The organism is Streptomyces sp. MB09-01 (assembly GCF_033794505.1).
In the GTDB taxonomy this organism is placed as follows: Bacteria; Actinomycetota; Actinomycetes; order Streptomycetales; family Streptomycetaceae; genus Streptomyces.
Window position 1 is genome coordinate 1 of record NZ_JARAYQ010000182.1, and the last position, 17931, is coordinate 17931.

Annotated in this window: 10 protein-coding genes, 1 tRNA gene, 1 rRNA gene and 1 pseudogene; 11 read left to right on the top strand and 2 right to left on the bottom strand. The window is 70.4% G+C overall.

Going from position 1 to position 17931, the window contains the following annotated elements; all coding sequences use genetic code 11:
- Positions 1 to 144: 144 nt before the first annotated feature.
- Positions 145 to 261: ribosomal RNA gene (rrf, locus tag PV721_RS30305) — 5S ribosomal RNA — on the top strand.
- A 5-nt stretch (positions 262 to 266) separates the two neighbouring features.
- Positions 267 to 339, top strand: a tRNA-Thr gene (locus PV721_RS30310).
- Positions 340 to 385: 46 nt separating this feature from the next.
- Here the strand turns inward: PV721_RS30310 and PV721_RS30315 are convergent.
- Both PV721_RS30315 and PV721_RS30320 read right to left on the bottom strand, forming a co-directional pair.
- On the bottom strand, positions 386 to 856 hold the full coding sequence (locus PV721_RS30315; protein WP_319729790.1) for a hypothetical protein: 471 nt from the start codon (positions 854 to 856) through the stop codon (positions 386 to 388).
- Between the two features lie 50 nt (positions 857 to 906).
- On the bottom strand, positions 907 to 3492 hold the full coding sequence (locus PV721_RS30320; RefSeq protein WP_319729791.1) for a SpoIIE family protein phosphatase: 2586 nt from the start codon (positions 3490 to 3492) through the stop codon (positions 907 to 909).
- Between the two features lie 167 nt (positions 3493 to 3659).
- Here PV721_RS30320 and PV721_RS30325 point away from each other — a divergent pair, with 167 nt between their 5' ends.
- The 9 genes and pseudogenes from PV721_RS30325 to PV721_RS30365 all read left to right on the top strand — a co-directional run.
- The gene (locus tag PV721_RS30325) at positions 3660 to 9179 is read left to right on the top strand and encodes a HAMP domain-containing protein (RefSeq protein ID WP_319729793.1); all 5520 of its coding nucleotides are present in this window, start codon (positions 3660 to 3662) and stop codon (positions 9177 to 9179) included.
- 273 nt (positions 9180 to 9452) lie between these two features.
- Positions 9453 to 10136, top strand: a complete 684-nt coding sequence (locus tag PV721_RS30330; protein ID WP_319729795.1) for a response regulator — start codon at positions 9453 to 9455, stop codon at positions 10134 to 10136.
- Positions 10137 to 10251: 115 nt separating this feature from the next.
- A complete protein-coding gene (locus PV721_RS30335) occupies positions 10252 to 13050 on the top strand; it encodes a DNA translocase FtsK (RefSeq protein WP_319729796.1) in 2799 nt (932 codons plus the stop codon).
- Positions 13051 to 13270: 220 nt separating this feature from the next.
- The gene (locus PV721_RS30340) at positions 13271 to 14170 is read left to right on the top strand and encodes a helix-turn-helix domain-containing protein (RefSeq protein ID WP_319729797.1); all 900 of its coding nucleotides are present in this window, start codon (positions 13271 to 13273) and stop codon (positions 14168 to 14170) included.
- Between the two features lie 126 nt (positions 14171 to 14296).
- A complete protein-coding gene (gene rimO, locus PV721_RS30345; RefSeq protein WP_319729799.1) occupies positions 14297 to 15784 on the top strand; it encodes a 30S ribosomal protein S12 methylthiotransferase RimO in 1488 nt (495 codons plus the stop codon).
- On the top strand, positions 15781 to 16437 hold the full coding sequence (gene pgsA, locus PV721_RS30350) for a CDP-diacylglycerol--glycerol-3-phosphate 3-phosphatidyltransferase (RefSeq protein WP_319729800.1): 657 nt from the start codon (positions 15781 to 15783) through the stop codon (positions 16435 to 16437). Before rimO ends, pgsA begins: the two co-directional genes overlap by 4 nt.
- Positions 16438 to 16510: 73 nt before the next feature.
- A complete protein-coding gene (locus PV721_RS30355; RefSeq protein ID WP_319729803.1) occupies positions 16511 to 17032 on the top strand; it encodes a CinA family protein in 522 nt (173 codons plus the stop codon).
- 109 nt (positions 17033 to 17141) lie between these two features.
- Positions 17142 to 17522 carry a helix-turn-helix domain-containing protein gene (locus PV721_RS30360; RefSeq protein ID WP_030012484.1) on the top strand — a complete coding sequence of 127 codons (381 nt, stop codon included), beginning with the start codon at positions 17142 to 17144 and terminating at the stop codon, positions 17520 to 17522.
- A 169-nt stretch (positions 17523 to 17691) separates the two neighbouring features.
- Positions 17692 to 17931: pseudogene (locus PV721_RS30365) on the top strand (hypothetical protein); the annotation flags it as partial.

Sequence of the window (17931 nt, forward strand, 5' to 3'; positions counted from 1 at the left end):
TAGGCCAGATGTGGAAGCCCGGTAACGGGTGAAGCTGACTGGTACTAATAGGCCGAGGGCTTGTCCTCAGTTGCTCGCGTCCACTGTGTTAGTTCTGAAATAACGAACAGCTGTGTTCATGCCAGCGTTCAAATTTCATAGTGTTTCGGTGGTCATAGCGTTAGGGAAACGCCCGGTTACATTCCGAACCCGGAAGCTAAGCCTTTCAGCGCCGATGGTACTGCAGGGGGGACCCTGTGGGAGAGTAGGACGCCGCCGAACAACCCGCCCTTTTAGCTCAGTCGGTAGAGCGTCTCCATGGTAAGGAGAAGGTCAACGGTTCGATTCCGTTAAAGGGCTCCGAGAAGAAAGGCCCCCGCCTTGTGGCGGGGGCCTTTTTTGTTTTTCAGGGCAATCGTGAGGCGGCCGCGTCCAGGAAGGCGCCGACCGCCTCTTCGAACTGTCGCTCGATGGCGATGAGCCCTTGGCGGTCCTCCGCACGGTTGATCTCTCCGAGCTTGGCGGATATCGCCTCCATGAGAGGGCGCAGGCCCGGATCGTCCGCGACGAGCCGGAGGCGGAAGGCGGCGGTTTCGGCGGCGGCGCCGTGACGGTCGCTCTCCAGCAGGGCCTCGAGCAGCCTTTCCTCGTCACGGGGGTCGAGGCGGCGGCGGAACCACAGGGTGATCTTGGCGCGTTTGAGCTCCGTGACCGCGCCCGCGTAACCGCTGTACGCGGCCAGACGTTCCTGGCGGATGCGTTGCTCCCGGGCCCGGGCTTCCGTGCGCTCGGTGGTGCGTCGCTGGAACAGGTACGTGCTGCATGAGCCGATCAAGGTGCCGGCGACGGCCACCAGGCTCGCGAAGACTGTGTCCACGGCCGCGAGTTGACCACACGCCGAGGCCCTTTCGCCATGGGCAGGCCGGGTTACTCACCTTCGTGCTGTTCCGGGACGCGGAAGGCCAGGATGGCCATGTCGTCCGAGGCCGGCTCGGCCGCGAAGCGTTCCACCGCGCGCAGCACGCGGGAGGCGACTGCGCCCGCGGTGAGGCCCGTACAGGTGGTGAGGACCTCGGCGAGGCCGTCGTCGCCGAGCATGCGGGTCCCCTCGCGGCGCTCGGTCACGCCGTCGGTGACGCAGAGCAGGACGTCGCCGGGGTCGAGGGTGAGGGTCTGCTCGTAGAGGTCCAGGTCCTCGATCACGCCCAGCAGGGGCTGCGGGTCCGCGGCCGCGTCGACCTGGCCGTTCGGGCGCAGGCGGAGCGGGAGCGGGTGGCCCGCGCAGACGACCTTCATCAGGGCGCCGCCGTCGGGCTGGGGGTGGAGCTCCCCGTAGAGGAGGGTGAGGAAGCGGCTGCGGGCGCCCTCGTCGAGGATGGCGGCGTTGAGGCGTTCCAGGACGGCCGGCCCGCCGAGGCCCTCACGGGTCAGCAGGCGCAGTGCGTGCCGGGCGAGGCCGGTGACGGCGGCCGCCTCGGGGCCCGTGCCGCAGACGTCGCCGATGGCGAAGCCGTACGCGCCGTCGCGGATCGGGAAGACGTCGTAGAAGTCGCCGCCCACCTCGTTGCCCTCGCCGGCGGCGCGGTAGATGACCTCGACCTCCATGCCGGGGATGGCGGGCGAGCCCGGCGGCAGCAGGCTGCGCTGGAGGGAGCGGCTGATCGCGGTGCGCTCGGAGTAGAGGCGGGCGTTGTCGAGGGCGAGGGCGGCCCGGCGGGAGAGGTCCTCGGCGAGTTCGAGGATCTCCTGGCGGAAGTGCTCCTCGCGCGGCTTGCCGAGGGTGAGCATGCCGATCACGCGGTTGCGGGCGAGGAGGGGCAGGACCACCGTCTCGCCGCCGACCGCGAGGGTCGCCTCCGGCCACGGGCGGGCGCCGGCCTCGCGGACCGGCTCGGGCGGGCTGACCCGGGAGAGCAGGGCCTTGAGGCCGTCGATGCGCTCCTCGTCCTCGTGGAGGACGTAGGAGAGGTACGGGTCGGAGGACTGGTCGGCGATGGTGTAGACGGCGCACCAGGTGGCGAGGGTCGGGACGGTCATCTGGGCCATGAGCGCCAGGGTCTGGTCCCGGTCGAGGGTGCCGGCCAGCAGGTCGGAGGCCTCGACGAGGAAGGAGAGGGAGCCGCGGCGCAGCCGTTCCAGTTCGCCGAGGCGGGCCGATTCGACGGCGAGCGCGATGCGGTCGGCGGCGAACTGGAGGTGGAGCGCCTCTTCGTTGGAGTAGCGGCCGGGGGTTTCGGCGGCGACGCCGAGGGAGCCGGTGAGCCGGCCCTCCACCTTGAGGGGGACGGTCACCGCGGAGCGCATGCCGGTGGCCTCCAGCAGCGGGACGGCTCCGGGGACCGCGGTGAGGTCGTCGTGGACGGCGGGCATGCGGGCGGAGCCGTAGCGGTTGGTGCCGGCCTCGACGGGGACGCGGGCGAAGCGCTGGCGGGTGGAGGGCAGGCCGGTGGTGGCGCGGACCTCCAGCTCGGTCTCGTCGTCGGTGGCGAGCAGCAGGAAGGCGGCGTCCGCGTCGAGGAGGTCGCGGGCGCGTTCTACGGTGCGCTGGAGGAGTCCGTCGAGGTCATCGGGGGCGGGGGAGCCGATGAAGACCTCGAAGGGGTCCGCCGGGCGGGGCTCGGTGAAGTGGCCGCTGTCGGTGGCCGGGACCCTTACGGGGGTCTGGAGCAGGGCGCGCTCGTCGTCGTGGACGAGGAGGCAGACGATGGACGGCTCGCCATGGGCGTCGCGGACGCGCAGGTGGGAGGCGTAGACGGGGATGACGCGGCCGTCCGAGCCGCGGACTCCGTAGCTGCCCTCCCAGCGGGACAGGCGCAGGGCCTCGGCGATGCCGGTGCCGGTGCCGGGGGTCTGCGGCCAGGCGGCGAGCTCGGCGAGGGGGCGGCCGAGGGTCTTCTCGGCGGGGTAGCCGAAGATGTGCTCCGCGTCCTCGTTCCAGGCGGAGATCGCGTCGGAGGCGTCGATCTGGAGGAGGGCGACGCGGACGCGGCTGTCGGCGAGGGGGAGCATGCGATCGGGGACGACCGGGCCTGCGGAGCGGGTACCGACCGGCCGGTCTGGGAGGTCGAGGCGGAACCACACGTGCTTGTGCGTGGCCGTGTACTCGACGCCCCAGCGGGTGGCGAGGGCGGCGCAGAGCATCAGGCCGCGGCCGTTCTCGCGGTCGGGGTCGGCGTACGGGCGCTCGTCGGGGTGCCGGAGCGGGAGCTCGCGCTCCGGGTACCGGTCCGCGACCTCGACGCGTACGCCGCCCTCGGCGCGCAGGCACAGGACCTCGGCCCGGGTTCCGGCGTGGACCACGGCATTGGTGACGAGCTCGCTGGTGAGCACCACCGCGTCGTCGACGATGTCCGCGAAACCCCAGCCCTGCAGGGTGTCGCGGACGAACGCGCGAGCGGCGGCGACCGAGCGCCCGAGGGGGTCGAAGCTGGCAGCCGCCCGTGCCGTGATCACGAATCTCCTTCGACGCGGTTGGACATCGGTTGCCAGGTTACTTACCTTCACGGTCGGCATGGTGCCGTCGTCCGGGAATCCACCCGCAGGGTACGGCGGGTGTGCGATGGTGCCGAAGTGTTATGGCCGGGTTCGGCCAGGGTGAAACACTGGGCAGGCTTGAAGAGCCGGGCAGCAGCACTCGAAAGCCCGGCGGAACAGCGGTCGACCCTTTCGGGAGGGACACGGTGGAGTCTGGCGCAGCGGTGCGGCGTACGGGAACGCGGCCGAAGGGCGGACGTCCCCGGCGCAGCGGCACGACGGAGGTCGATACCGCCGCTCTGAACAGGCTGCTCACGGCCCTGGTGTCGATGCGGGACGGGAACTTCCGCAAGCGGCTGACGGTGTCCGGCGAGGGCGTGATGGCGGAGATCGCCGCCGTCTACAACGAGGTCGCCGACCGCAACCTCCACCTGACCGGTGAGCTGTCCCGGGTGCGGCGGATGGTGGGCCGCGAGGGCAAGCTGAGCGAACGGCTGGAAACCGGTGCCTGCGAGGGCTCCTGGGCGGCCGCGATCGACGCCTCGAACCAGTTGGTGGACGACCTGGCCCGGCCGGTGTCCGAAGTGGGCCGGGTGCTGTCGGCGGTGGCCGAGGGCGATCTGGACCAGCGGATGGACCTGCGGACGCAGGCCGCCGACGGGGTGGGGCATCCGCTGCGCGGGGAGTTCCTGAAGGTCGGGCGCACGGTCAACAACCTGGTCGACCAGTTGTCCGCGTTCACCGACGAGGTGACGCGCGTGGCGCTGGAGGTCGGTACCGAGGGCAAGCTCGGCGGTCAGGCCCAGGTGCGCGGAATGTCCGGTTCGTGGAAGGACCTGACCGACTCCGTCAACACCATGGCGTACCGGCTCACCGCTCAGGTGCGTGATATCGCTCTCGTCACGACGGCGGTCGCGAAGGGCGATCTGTCGCGCAAGGTCACGGTGCACGTGGCCGGCGAGATGCTCCAGCTGAAGAACACCGTGAACACGATGGTGGACCAGCTGTCCTCCTTCTCCTCCGAGGTGACCCGCGTCGCCCGCGAGGTGGGTACGGAGGGCGAGCTGGGCGGCCAGGCGAAGGTGCCCGGGGTCGCCGGCGTGTGGAAGGACCTGACGGACTCCGTCAACACCATGGCCGGAAATCTCACGGCCCAGGTGCGCGGGATCGCGCAGGTGACGACGGCGGTCGCGAACGGCGACCTGTCGCAGAAGGTGCGGGTGAGCGCGCGCGGCGAGGTGGCGCAGCTGGCCGAAACGATCAACCAGATGACGGAGACCCTGCGGACCTTCGCGGACGAGGTCACGCGCGTGGCCAGCGAGGTCGGGGCCAAGGGAACACTCGGCGGCCAGGCGCAGGTGCCGGGGGCCGCGGGGACGTGGAAGGACCTCACCGATTCGGTGAACACGGTCTTCCGCAACCTCACCACGCAGGTGCGGGACATCGCGACGGTGACGACGGCCGTGGCCAACGGCGACCTGTCGCAGAAGGTCACCGTCGATGTGGCCGGCGAGATGCTGGAGCTGAAGAACACCGTCAACACGATGGTGGACCAGCTCCAGTCCTTCGGTGCGGAAGTGACGCGAGTGGCCCGTGAGGTCGGCGTCGAGGGTGAGCTGGGCGGGCAGGCGCAGGTGCCGGGTGCGGCGGGGACGTGGAAGGACCTCACCGACTCGGTGAACACCGCCTTCCGCAACCTCACCGGGCAGGTCCGCAACATCGCCCAGGTGACGACGGCGGTGGCCAACGGCGACCTGTCGCAGAAGGTCACCGTGGACGTCTCCGGCGAGATGCTCCAGCTGAAGAACACCGTCAACACGATGGTGGACCAGCTGTCCTCCTTCGCCGACCAGGTCACGCGGATGGCGCGGGACGTGGGTACGGAGGGCCGGCTCGGCGGCCAGGCGCGGGTGGAGGGGGTGTCCGGCACGTGGAAGGAGCTCACCGACTCCGTCAACTTCATGGCCGGGAACCTGACCTCGCAGGTGCGCCAGATCGCGCAGGTGACGACGGCGGTGGCGCGGGGCGACCTGTCGCAGAAGATCGACGTGGATGCCCGGGGCGAGATCCTGGAGCTGAAGAACACCATCAACACGATGGTGGACCAGCTCTCCGCCTTCGCGGAGCAGGTGACCCGGGTGGCCCGGGACGTGGGTACGGAGGGCCGGCTCGGCGGCCAGGCGCAGGTGCCCGGGGTGGCCGGCGTGTGGCGCGACCTGACGGACTCGGTGAACGGCATGGCCGGAAACCTGACCTCGCAGGTGCGCAACATCGCACAGGTGGCCACGGCGGTGGCGCGCGGTGACCTGTCACAGAAGATCGACGTGGACGCCCGGGGCGAGATCCTGGAGCTCAAGAACACTCTCAACACCATGGTCGACCAGCTCTCGAACTTCGCGGAGCAGGTGACCCGGGTGGCCCGGGAGGTGGGCACCGAGGGCATCCTCGGCGGTCAGGCCGAGGTCAAGGGTGTCTCCGGCACCTGGAAGGACCTCACCCAGTCCGTCAACTTCATGGCGAACAACCTGACGTCGCAGGTGCGCAACATCGCCGAGGTGACCACGGCCGTGGCCATGGGCGACCTCTCCAAGAAGATCACCGTCGACGCGAAGGGCGAGATCCTCGAACTCGTCACCACCGTCAACACGATGGTGGACCAGCTGTCCTCGTTCGCGGAGCAGGTGACGCGGGTGGCCCGCGAGGTGGGCTCCGAGGGCATCCTGGGCGGTCAGGCCCGGGTGCGCGGGGTGACGGGCATCTGGAAGGACCTGACCGACAACGTCAACCTGATGGCCAACAACCTGACCTCGCAGGTGCGCAACATCTCCCAGGTCTCGGCGGCGGTCGCCAACGGCGACCTGACGAAGAAGGTCACGGTCGAGGCGCGCGGCGAGGTCGCGCAGCTCGCCGACACGGTCAACACGATGGTGAAGACCCTGTCCTCCTTCGCCGACGAGGTCACGCGCGTGGCCCGTGAGGTGGGTACGGAGGGACGTCTGGGCGGTCAGGCGCACGTGCCCGGGGTCTCGGGGACGTGGAAGGACCTCACCGATTCGGTGAACTTCATGGCCTCCAACCTCACCGGCCAGGTGCGGCAGATCGCCATGGTCACGACCGCCATCGCCAAGGGCGACATGACCAAGAAGATCGACATCGATGCCCGGGGCGAGATCCTGGAGCTCAAGACCACCATCAACACGATGGTCGACCAGCTGTCCTCGTTCGCGGACCAGGTGACGCGGGTGGCCCGCGAGGTGGGCACCGAGGGCATCCTGGGCGGCCAGGCCCGGGTCCGGGACGTCGACGGCACCTGGCGGGACCTGACCGAGTCCGTGAACGAGATGGCCGGGAACCTCACCCGGCAGGTGCGCGCGATCGCGGCCGTGGCCACGGCGGTGACCCGCGGCGACCTGAGCCTGAAGGTCGACGTGGACGCGGCGGGCGAGATCCAGGTCCTCCAGGACAACATCAACACGATGATCGTCAACCTGCGCGACACCACCTTGGCCAACAAGGAACAGGACTGGCTCAAGGGCAACCTCGCCCGGATCTCCGCCCTGATGCAGGGCCGCCGGGAGCTCGACGACGTGGCCTCGCTGATCATGAGCGAGCTCACCCCGGTGGTCTCCGCGCAGCACGGCGCCTTCTTCCTGGCCCTGCCGACCGGCGGTACCACCGAGATCGGGACGGACGGGGGCGCGGACGGCTCGTACGAGCTGCGGATGCGCGGGAGTTACGCGTACGCGGGCGGCCAGATGCCCACCGCCTTCCGGCCGGGGGAGGGGCTGATCGGGACCGTCGCCGAGGAGAAGCGGACGATCCTCGTCGAGAACACCCCGCCCGGCTACCTGAAGATCTCCTCCGGGCTGGGCGAAGCGCCGCCCGCGCACGTGATCGTGCTGCCGGTGCTCTTCGAGGGGAAGCTGCTCGGCGTCATCGAGCTGGCCTCGTTCACGCCGTTCACGCAGATCCAGAAGGACTTCCTCAGCCAGATCGCCGAGATGATCGGTACGAGCGTCAACACCATCAGCGTCAACTCCAAGACGGAGATGCTGCTGAAGCAGTCGCAGGAGATGACCGAGCAGCTGCGCGAGCGCTCGGACGAGCTGGAGAACCGGCAGAAGGCCCTGCAGGCCGCCAACGCGGAGCTGGAGGAGAAGGCCGAGCTGCTGGCCCAGCAGAACCGGGACATCGAGGTGAAGAACACCGAGATCGAGGAGGCCCGGCAGGTCCTGGAGGAGCGTGCCGAGCAGCTCGCGGTCTCGATGCGCTACAAGTCGGAGTTCCTGGCGAACATGTCGCACGAGCTGCGCACGCCGCTCAACTCGCTGCTGATCCTGGCCAAGCTGCTCGCCGACAACGCGGACGAGAACCTGTCGCCGAAGCAGGTGGAGTTCGCGGAGACCATCCACGGCGCGGGTTCGGACCTGCTGCAGCTGATCAACGACATCCTCGACCTGTCGAAGGTCGAGGCCGGGAAGATGGACGTCTCGCCGACCCGGATCGCGCTGGTCCAGCTCGTCGACTACGTGGAGGCCACCTTCCGGCCGCTGACGGCGGAGAAGGGCCTGGACTTCTCGGTGCGGGTCTCGCCGGAGCTGCCCGCCACCTTGCACACCGACGAGCAGCGGCTCCTGCAGGTGCTGCGCAACCTGCTGTCGAACGCGGTGAAGTTCACCGACACCGGGGCGGTGGAGCTGGTGATCCGGCCGGCCGGGGCCGACGTGCCGACGGCGATCCGCGAGCAGCTGCTGGAGGCCGGTTCGCTGCGGGAGGCGGACGCGGACCTGATCGCGTTCTCCGTGACGGACACGGGCATCGGGATCGCGGCGAGCAAGATGCTGGTGATCTTCGAGGCCTTCAAGCAGGCCGACGGGACGACGAGCCGCAAGTACGGCGGCACCGGACTGGGCCTGTCCATCAGCCGGGAGATCGCCCGGCTGTTGGGCGGGGAGATCCACGCGGCGAGCGAGCCCGGTCGCGGGTCCACCTTCACGCTGTACCTGCCGCTGCACCCGAGCGAGCTGCCTCCGCAGGGGTACGCGCCGCCCACGCCCGGCGGTGGCCGCGGCGAGCTGTATCGCAGGTCCCTGGACGGGGCGCGACCGGTGCTGCCCGCCGCCCCGGCCGGGCCGGCGGCCGTACCGTCGGGGCCGCCCCAGTCGGCGCGGCCGGCGCTGTCGGCCACCGGGCAGGGCGGCGGGGCCGCGCTGTTCCGACGGCGGCGCAAGGCGCTGAGCGACCCGGAGCCGCGTACGGCGGTGCCGGGGCAGCCGAACGCGGTGGCGGCCGAGGACGGCTGGGGCAGCGCGGAGGACGAACTTCCGGTGGTGCCCCGGACGTACGGCTTCCACGGCGAGAAGGTGCTCATCGTGGACGACGACGTACGCAACGTCTTCGCGCTCACCAGTGTGCTGGAGCAGCACGGGCTGGCCGTGCTGTACGCGGAGAACGGGCGGGAGGGCATCGAAGTCCTCGAGCAGCACGACGACGTGACGGTCGTACTGATGGACATCATGATGCCCGAGATGGACGGGTACGCCACGACCTCGGCGATCCGGCGGATGCCGCAGTTCGCGGGGCTGCCGATCATCGCGCTGACGGCGAAGGCGATGAAGGGCGACCGGGAGAAGGCGATCGACTCCGGCGCTTCCGACTATGTCACCAAGCCGGTCGACCCCGACTACCTTCTGTCGGTGATGGAACAGTGGATGCGGGGAAAGTGAGCGCCGGGAGAGCGCTGCCCATCAATTGCTGACTCAGTGTGGCCGGAGCGGTGTGGGACCCCTGTATACGGGGAACCTTCTGCTCTCCCACCGCGTTTCTGCTTCGTGCACAGTGACATCTTGGTGACAGGGTGTGGCGATCTCGGGACTGGGGCTACGATGACCGGCACAAGGACGGACGGCGCACGGATGCCGTCTTCTGGGGCGGGGCCCGGCACACAGGCCGGAGCCAGGAGCCGGGGAGGCCCCGTGCCGGGGCGAGGAGGACAGGGCATGGTGCAGAAGGCCAAGATCCTCCTGGTCGATGACCGGCCGGAGAATCTGCTGGCGCTGGAGGCCATCCTCTCCGCGCTCGATCAGACACTGGTCCGGGCGTCGTCGGGGGAGGAAGCGCTCAAGGCGCTGCTGACGGACGATTTCGCGGTCATCCTGCTGGATGTCCAGATGCCGGGGATGGACGGATTCGAGACGGCCGCGCACATCAAGCGGCGCGAGCGGACCCGGGACATCCCGATCATCTTCCTCACCGCGATCAACCACGGTCCGCACCACACGTTCCGCGGTTACGCGGCGGGCGCGGTCGACTACATCTCGAAGCCCTTCGACCCGTGGGTGCTGCGGGCCAAGGTGTCGGTCTTCGTGGAGCTGTACACGAAGAACTGCCAACTGCGCGAGCAGGCGGCCCTGCTGCGGCTCCAGCTGGAGGGCGGCAGCTCGAACGGCGTGGACGCCAGCAAGGAGACGGCCGGACTGCTGGCCGAGCTCTCCGCGCGGCTCGCGGCGGTCGAGGAGCAGGCCGAGGCGCTCACCAAGCAGCTCGGCGAGGACTCGGCCGACGCGGGCGTGGTGGCGACCGCGGCCCACCTGGAGCGCAAGCTCACGGGGCTCCGGCGGGCGCTGGACGCGCTGGAGCCGGGCACCGCCGGAGGGGCTCCGGCCCTGCCCTCGCAGAACTGACCGCGCGGGCGTCGGCTCTGGCGGTGCGTCAAAGCACCTGCGGAGGCGACGACACGAACGGGTGAAGGGGTGGGCACGCGTGTCCACCGGCGTGCGCACCGGTAACCTCGGGCGCATGGCCTCAAGTACGTCCGGCAAGGGTTCCCAGAGCACCGCGGGCACCGCGAAGGGCCGCACCGGCCGTACGACGGCGCCGGCCAAGAAGGCGGCCCCCGCGCGCAAGCCCCCGGCGAAGAAGGCCGCGGCCGCCAAGCGCGGCCCGGCCAAGAAGGCCGCGGCCAAGCCCGCGCCGTCCCCGACGGGGGGCGTGGTGCGGCTGGTGCGCGCCGTGTGGCTCGGCTGCGCGCACGCCGTCGGCGCCGTCTTCCGCGGCATCGGCCAGGGGGCCAAGAACCTCGACCCCGCCCACCGCAAGGACGGCGTCGCGCTGCTGCTGCTCGCCCTCGCGCTGATCGTGGCCGCCGGAACCTGGTCGAACCTGAGCGGTCCGGTCGGGGATCTGGTGACCATGCTGGTCACCGGTGCCTTCGGACGCCTGGATCTGCTCGTGCCGATCCTGCTCGGCGTCATGGCGGTACGTTTCATCCGCCATCCCGAGCAGACCGACGCCAACGGCCGCATCGGCATCGGGCTCTCCGCCCTCGTCATCGGGGTCCTGGGCCTGGTCCACATCGCCTGCGGGGCGCCCGGCCGGGACGAGGGCACCACCGCGATGCAGAACGCGGGCGGCCTCGTCGGCTGGGCCGCCTCCAAGCCGCTGATCTTCACGATGGGCGCGCCGCTGGCCGTGCCCATGCTGGTGCTGCTCACGGTCTTCGGGCTGCTGGTGGTCACCGCGACCCCGGTCAACGCGATCCCGCAGCGGCTGCGCCGGCTCGGCATCCGGCTGGGGATCATCGCCCCGAACGAGTACGACGAGGGGTACGGGGAGAGCGAGGGCGGCGCCGCCGACCGGCGGGACCGTCACGACGCGGAGCAGTGGCGGGCCCGTACGGGCGCGTCCGCCGGCTCCGGCGACCCGGCGGACACCGCCGAGGAGGAGGCGCTCGCCCGGCGGCGCCGGCCGCGCAGGAGCTCCGCCCGGCCGGCCATGGACCGGGAGATGGACGCCGTCGACGTGGCGGCCGCGGCCGCCGCCGCGCTGGACGGGGTGGTCTACGGCGGCCTGCCGCCCTCCCCGCTCGTCGCCGACCTCACGCACGGCATCAGCGGCGAGCGGGAGGGCGCGGAGATCACCGCGCCCGTGCCGACCGCCCGCGGGGAGCGCACCGCGGCACCCGCCGCTCCCGAGCCCGCCGCCGCTCCCGAAACCCCCGCCGAGCGGCCGCACGCCACCACTGCGGCGGCTTCCGGGACGCTGTCGGTGCCCGACCTGACCAAGGCCCCGCCGCAGACCCAGGCGCTGCCGCCGCGCGCCGAGCAGCTCCAGCTGCGCGGGGACATCACGTACGCCCTGCCCTCGCTGGACCTGCTGGAGAAGGGCGGGCCCGGCAAGACCCGCAGCGCCGCCAACGACGCGGTCGTCGCCTCGCTGCGCAACGTGTTCACCGAGTTCAAGGTCGATGCGGACGTCACCGGCTTCACCCGGGGGCCGACGGTCACCCGGTACGAGGTCACGCTGGGCGCGGCGGTCAAGGTCGAGCGGATCACCGCGCTGACCAAGAACATCGCCTACGCCGTGGCCTCGCCGGACGTGCGGATCATCAGCCCGATCCCGGGCAAGTCGGCGGTCGGCATCGAGATTCCGAACACCGACCGCGAGATGGTCAACCTGGGCGACGTCCTGCGCCTCGCGGACGCGGCCGAGGACGACCACCCGATGCTGGTCGCGCTCGGCAAGGACGTCGAGGGCGGCTACGTCATGGCCAACCTGGCCAAGATGCCGCACGTGCTCGTGGCCGGCGCCACCGGTTCCGGAAAGTCCTCCTGCATCAACTGCCTGATCACCTCCGTCATGGTCCGGGCGACCCCGGAGGACGTCCGGATGGTGCTCGTCGACCCCAAGCGGGTGGAGCTGACGGCGTACGAGGGCATCCCGCACCTGATCACGCCGATCATCACCAACCCGAAGCGGGCCGCCGAGGCCCTGCAGTGGGTCGTGCGCGAGATGGACCTGCGCTACGACGACCTGGCCGCCTTCGGCTACCGGCACATCGACGACTTCAACCAGGCCATCCGGGACGGCAAGATCAAACTGCCGCCGGGCAGCGAGCGGGAGCTCAGCCCCTACCCGTACCTGCTCGTGATCGTCGACGAGCTGGCCGACCTGATGATGGTGGCCCCCCGCGACGTCGAGGACTCGATCGTCCGGATCACCCAGCTGGCCCGCGCGGCCGGCATCCACCTGGTGCTCGCCACCCAGCGGCCCTCGGTGGACGTGGTCACCGGCCTGATCAAGGCGAACGTGCCCTCGCGCCTCGCCTTCGCCACCTCCTCCCTCGCCGACAGCCGGGTCATCCTCGACCAGCCGGGCGCCGAGAAGCTCATCGGCAAGGGCGACGGGCTGTTCCTGCCGATGGGGGCGAACAAGCCGGTCCGCCTCCAGGGGGCCTTCGTCACCGAGGACGAGATCGCCGGGATCGTCCAGCACTGCAAGGACCAGATGGCGCCCGTCTTCCGGGACGACGTCACCGTCGGGCAGAAGCAGAAGAAGGAGATCGACGAGGACATCGGCGACGACCTGGACCTGCTGTGCCAGGCGGCGGAGCTGGTGGTCACCACGCAGTTCGGCTCCACCTCGATGCTCCAGCGCAAGCTGCGGGTGGGCTTCGCCAAGGCCGGACGGCTGATGGACCTCATGGAATCGCGGGGGATCGTCGGCCCGAGCGAGGGTTCGAAGGCGCGCGACGTGCTGCTGAAGGCCGACGAGCTGGACGACGTGCTCGCCGTCATCCGCGGCGAGGCCCATCCGTAACCAATTCGCGAGCAACCGTTTCCCTTGGACCCACGTCCAGTTGAAGGGAGGTAGTGGCACCGCGCACGACCTCGCGTACGGCGTCGGTCCGCCACGCCGGAGCGGGCCTCCCTTCGCCATTCGTATGGCGTATGAAGTGCACCCTCCGGTTGCTCCACCCTTTCGTCACCCCCCTAGACTGGACATCCAGCAGGTGGCTACACGCTCGAAAGGCGCCCACGTGTCCATCGGCAACGCCAACTCCCCCGAAGAAGAGCGGCCTTCGACCGACGACCGGTCCGAGGACCGCATCGTCGAACGACCCGTCGAGACCCCGTCCATCGGGACCGCCCTCAAGAAGGCCCGCATCGCCGCCGGGCTCACCGTCGACGAGGTCAGTTCCATCACCCGCGTGCGCATCCCGATCGTGCACGCGATCGAAGAGGACGACTTCACGCGGTGCGGCGGCGACGTGTACGCCCGCGGTCACATCCGTACGCTCGCCCGCGCCGTCCACCTCGACCCGGTACCCCTGGTCGAGAGCTACGACGCGGCCCACGGCGGCCGGCCGGCTCCCACGCCCGCCGCGCCGATGTTCGATGCCGAGCGCATCCGCCCCGAACGGCAGCGGCCCAACTGGACCGCGGCCATGGTCGCCGCCATCGTCGCCGTGATCGGCTTCGTGGGCTTCACCGCCTTCAGCGGCGGCGACGAGAAGGACAAGCGGCCGGTGGCGGAAGGTTCCGCCGCCCCGAAGCCCGCAGCTCCCAAGCAGACCGGGGGCAAGCCGGCCGCGCAGCCCCAGCAGACCCCTGCCGCGCCCAAGCCGGATCCCTCGGACAGTGCGATCGCCGCCGCGCCCAAGGACCTCGTCACCGTGGTCCTGACGGCCGACACGGGCGAGAGCTGGATCTCCGCCAAGGACTCCACCGGCCGGCTGCTCTTCGACGGCACCCTCACGCAGGGTGAGTCCAAGACCTTCACGGACAAGGAATCCGTCGACCTCGTGCTCGGCGACGCCGGGGCCGTGAAGCTCTTCGTGAACGGCAAGGAGATCAAGGACGACTTCCAGCCGGGTCAGGTGGAACGTCTCACATACACCAAGGCGGACCCTCTTCAGGATCAGCCCCAGGCGGGCTGAGCAGAGGCCGCCCCCGGGCGGAACAGGGAAATCCGGATCCCCGGGGTGCTGCGCCGCACCCCGGGGATCTTGCTGTAGGGGGACTTGCGGCTGGGGCCGACGCCGGGACGAAGTAGTCTTGAGTCCATGCCCGAACGCCGTACCGTCGCCCTTGTCACTCTTGGCTGCGCCCGTAACGAGGTGGACTCGGAGGAGCTCGCAGGCCGCTTGGCGGCGGATGGCTGGGAGCTCGTCGAGGACGCCGCCGACGCGGACGTAGCCGTCGTCAACACCTGTGGCTTCGTCGAAGCCGCCAAGAAGGACTCCGTAGACGCCCTCCTGGAAGCCAATGATCTCAAGGATCACGGCAAGACCCAGGCGGTCGTCGCCGTCGGCTGCATGGCCGAGCGCTACGGCAAGGAGCTCGCCGAAGCCCTGCCGGAAGCCGACGGGGTCCTCGGTTTCGACGACTACGCCGACATCTCCAACCGCCTCCAGACCATCCTGAACGGTGGCAGCGTGGAGGCCCACACCCCGCGCGACCGGCGCAAGCTGCTGCCGATCAGCCCCGCGGAGCGCCAGAGCGCCGAGGTCGCCCTCCCCGGCCACGCCCAGGAGCCGGCCGAGGTCCCCGCCGACCTGCCCACCGGACTCGCACCGGCCTCCGGGCCGCGCGCCCCCCTGCGCCGCCGCCTGGACAAGAGCCCCGTGGCCTCGGTCAAGCTGGCCTCCGGCTGCGACCGGCGCTGCTCCTTCTGCGCCATCCCGTCCTTCCGCGGCTCCTTCATCTCCCGCCGCCCCAGCGACGTGCTGGGCGAGACCCGCTGGCTCGCCGAGCAGGGCGTCAAGGAGGTCATGCTGGTCTCCGAGAACAACACCTCGTACGGCAAGGACCTCGGCGACATCCGGCTGCTGGAGAGCCTGCTGCCGGAGCTGGCCGCGGTGGACGGCATCGAGCGCGTGCGCGTGAGCTACCTGCAGCCCGCCGAGATGCGGCCCGGCCTGATCGACGTACTCACCTCGACCCCCAAGGTCGTGCCGTACTTCGACCTGTCCTTCCAGCACTCGGCCCCCGACGTGCTGCGCGCCATGCGCCGCTTCGGTGACACCGACCGGTTCCTGGAACTGCTGGACACCATCCGCAGCAAGGCCCCGCAGGCCGGCGTGCGGTCCAACTTCATCGTCGGCTTCCCCGGCGAGAAGGAATCGGACTTCGCCGAGCTGGAGCGTTTCCTCACCCACGCGCGCCTGGACGCCATCGGCGTCTTCGGCTACTCGGACGAGGACGGCACCGAGGCCGTCACCTACGACCACAAGCTGGACGAGGACACCATCGCCGAGCGGCTCGCGCACATGCAGCGGCTCGCCGAGGAGCTCACCTCGCAGCGCGCGGAGGAGCGGATCGGGGAGACCCTGGAGGTACTCGTCGAATCCGTGGAGGCGGTCGACGAGGACGGCGACGGTGCCTACGGGCGCGCCGCCCACCAGGCCCCCGAGACCGACGGCCAGGTCGTCTTCACGGACAGCGCGGGCCTGGTCCCGGGGCGTATCGTCACGGCCAAGGTGGTCGGCACCCTGGGCGTGGACCTGGTGGCCGAGCCCCTGGGCATGGATCTTGAGGAGGCGGCCGGATGACCGGAGTCCCGGCATCTGCGGCGGGCGGGACCGATCGCCGGCCCGTACCCGGCGCGAAGCTGGGGGCCGCGGCGGTCAATCAGGCCAGCCTGTGGAACATCGCCAACATCCTGACGATGATGCGGCTCGTCCTGGTGCCGGGATTCGTCTTCCTGCTGCTCGCCGAGGGCGGCTACGACCCGGCCTGGCGCGCCTGGGCATGGGCGGCGTTCGCCGTCGCCATGATCACGGACATCTTCGACGGCCACCTGGCCCGGACGTACAACCTGGTCACGGACTTCGGCAAGATCGCCGACCCCATCGCCGACAAGGCGATCATGGGGTCGGCGCTGATCTGTCTCTCCTGGCTCGGTGACCTCCCCTGGTGGGTGACCGGGGTGATCCTCGGGCGGGAGCTCGGGATCACGCTCCTGCGCTTCTGGGTCATCCGCTACGGAGTGATTCCGGCCAGCCGCGGCGGCAAGCTGAAGACCCTCGCGCAGGGCACGGCCGTGGGCATGTACGTACTCGCGCTGACCGGGGCGCTGGCGACCATGCGCTTCTGGGTGATGGCGATCGCCGTCGTGCTGACCGTCGTCACCGGTTTGGACTACATCCGGCAGGCGGTCGTGCTGCGCCGGCAGGGGATCGCGGCGGAGCGGGCCGCGCAGTGACCGACGGCGTGGGGGAATCCTTCCGGTGAGCGGTGGCGGAGCGCAGGCGTCCGGTGGGGCCGAAGCGATCGGGATGGTCGATCATACGTTCGATGTCGCCGCGGAGGTGCTGCGCCTGCTCACGGAAGGTGACCAGTCGCTCGCCGTGGCGGAATCCCTGACCGGCGGCTTGGTGGCCGCCGAACTCACGGCGGTCCCCGGCGCCTCGCTGTCCTTCCGCGGATCGGTCACGGCGTACGCCACGGAGATCAAGCACCGGGTCCTCGGGGTGGACGCGGGACTGCTCGCGGCCGAAGGCGCGGTGAACGCGCAGGTCGCGGAGGAGATGGCGGCCGGGGTGCGGCGGGTGATGGGCGCTTCGTGGGGAATTGCGACCACCGGGGTGGCCGGTCCGCAGCCGCAGGACGGACAGCCGGTGGGCACCGTTTTCGTCGCGGTGGACGGTCCGGGGAGCAGGAAAACGGTCCGGCTGAGGTTGAACGGCTCCCGTGCGGAAATTCGTAGGGAGAGTGCACGCACAGTGCTCGAGCTTCTCTCAGGCCAACTCCGTGAGAATGCGCGGAGGCAGGATACGGAACAGAACGGGGGGATTTGATGTTTGCAGCCCTGAGTGAACACGACATCGCTCCCCGCACGGCCGCGGCGCGAGGCGGTACGGTGGGGCGTGAAGGATGCGGCTACACGGTCAGAGGAGGGAGCCACCGATGATTCTGCTCCGTCGCCTGCTGGGTGACGTGCTGCGTCGGCAGCGCCAGCGCCAGGGCCGTACTCTGCGCGAAGTCTCCTCGTCGGCCCGAGTTTCGCTCGGCTATCTCTCCGAGGTGGAGCGGGGGCAGAAGGAGGCATCCTCCGAGCTGCTCTCCGCGATCTGCGACGCGTTGGACGTACGGATGTCCGAGCTGATGCGCGAAGTCAGTGACGAACTGTCGCTGGCCGAGCTGGCACAGTCGGCCGCGGCAAGCGAACCGGTGAGTGTGCCGGTCCGCCCGATGCTCAATTCGGTCTCCATGGCTTCGGTCACGGGTGGACCGGAGCGGGTGACCATCAAGGCGCCTGCGGAAGCGGTGAATGTCGTAGCCGCGTGAGCGAGCACGTGAGCGTTTGAGCGTGGCCGGAGCCCCGGCCGGTGCCTGAAGCACCGGCCGGGGCTCCGGGCCGTTCTGGGTGCGGTGCCGGGGGTGGTGCGGGAGGATGGGGGCGTCAGGGTCACAGGCCCTCCCCAGACTCCGTCCGGGGACCCCCAGGGAGGTAGCCGTGCGGCGGTTACTGCACATACCTGCGGCGTCGGCCCTCGCGCTGACGGTGGGGGTCCTGTGGTGGTGGGCCGTGCTGCGGCTGCTGCTGGCGCCCGAGGAGTCCGGGGCGGTGGAGGGCGCGGTGGGGCGGGAGGGGGGGGCCGGGGGGGTGGGGTTTTGGGGCGGGGTTGTTCACCTTGGCGCGAACGCCCCGCAGATTCTTGACCACCTTGGCGCGAACGCCCCGCAGATTCTTGAC

Excerpts from the sequence above, each read along its gene's own strand:
- PV721_RS30330 (WP_319729795.1), top strand. The coding sequence starts at position 9,453 with ATGGTGCAGAAGGCCAAGATCCTCCTGGTCGATGACCGGCCGGAGAAT.
- PV721_RS30320 (WP_319729791.1), bottom strand. The coding sequence starts at position 3,492 with ATGCCGACCGTGAAGGTAAGTAACCTGGCAACCGATGTCCAACCGCGT.
- PV721_RS30355 (WP_319729803.1), top strand. The coding sequence starts at position 16,511 with ATGGTCGATCATACGTTCGATGTCGCCGCGGAGGTGCTGCGCCTGCTC.
- rimO (WP_319729799.1), top strand. The coding sequence starts at position 14,297 with ATGCCCGAACGCCGTACCGTCGCCCTTGTCACTCTTGGCTGCGCCCGT.
- PV721_RS30335 (WP_319729796.1), top strand. The coding sequence starts at position 10,252 with ATGGCCTCAAGTACGTCCGGCAAGGGTTCCCAGAGCACCGCGGGCACC.
- PV721_RS30360 (WP_030012484.1), top strand. The coding sequence starts at position 17,142 with ATGATTCTGCTCCGTCGCCTGCTGGGTGACGTGCTGCGTCGGCAGCGC.
- pgsA (WP_319729800.1), top strand. The coding sequence starts at position 15,781 with ATGACCGGAGTCCCGGCATCTGCGGCGGGCGGGACCGATCGCCGGCCC.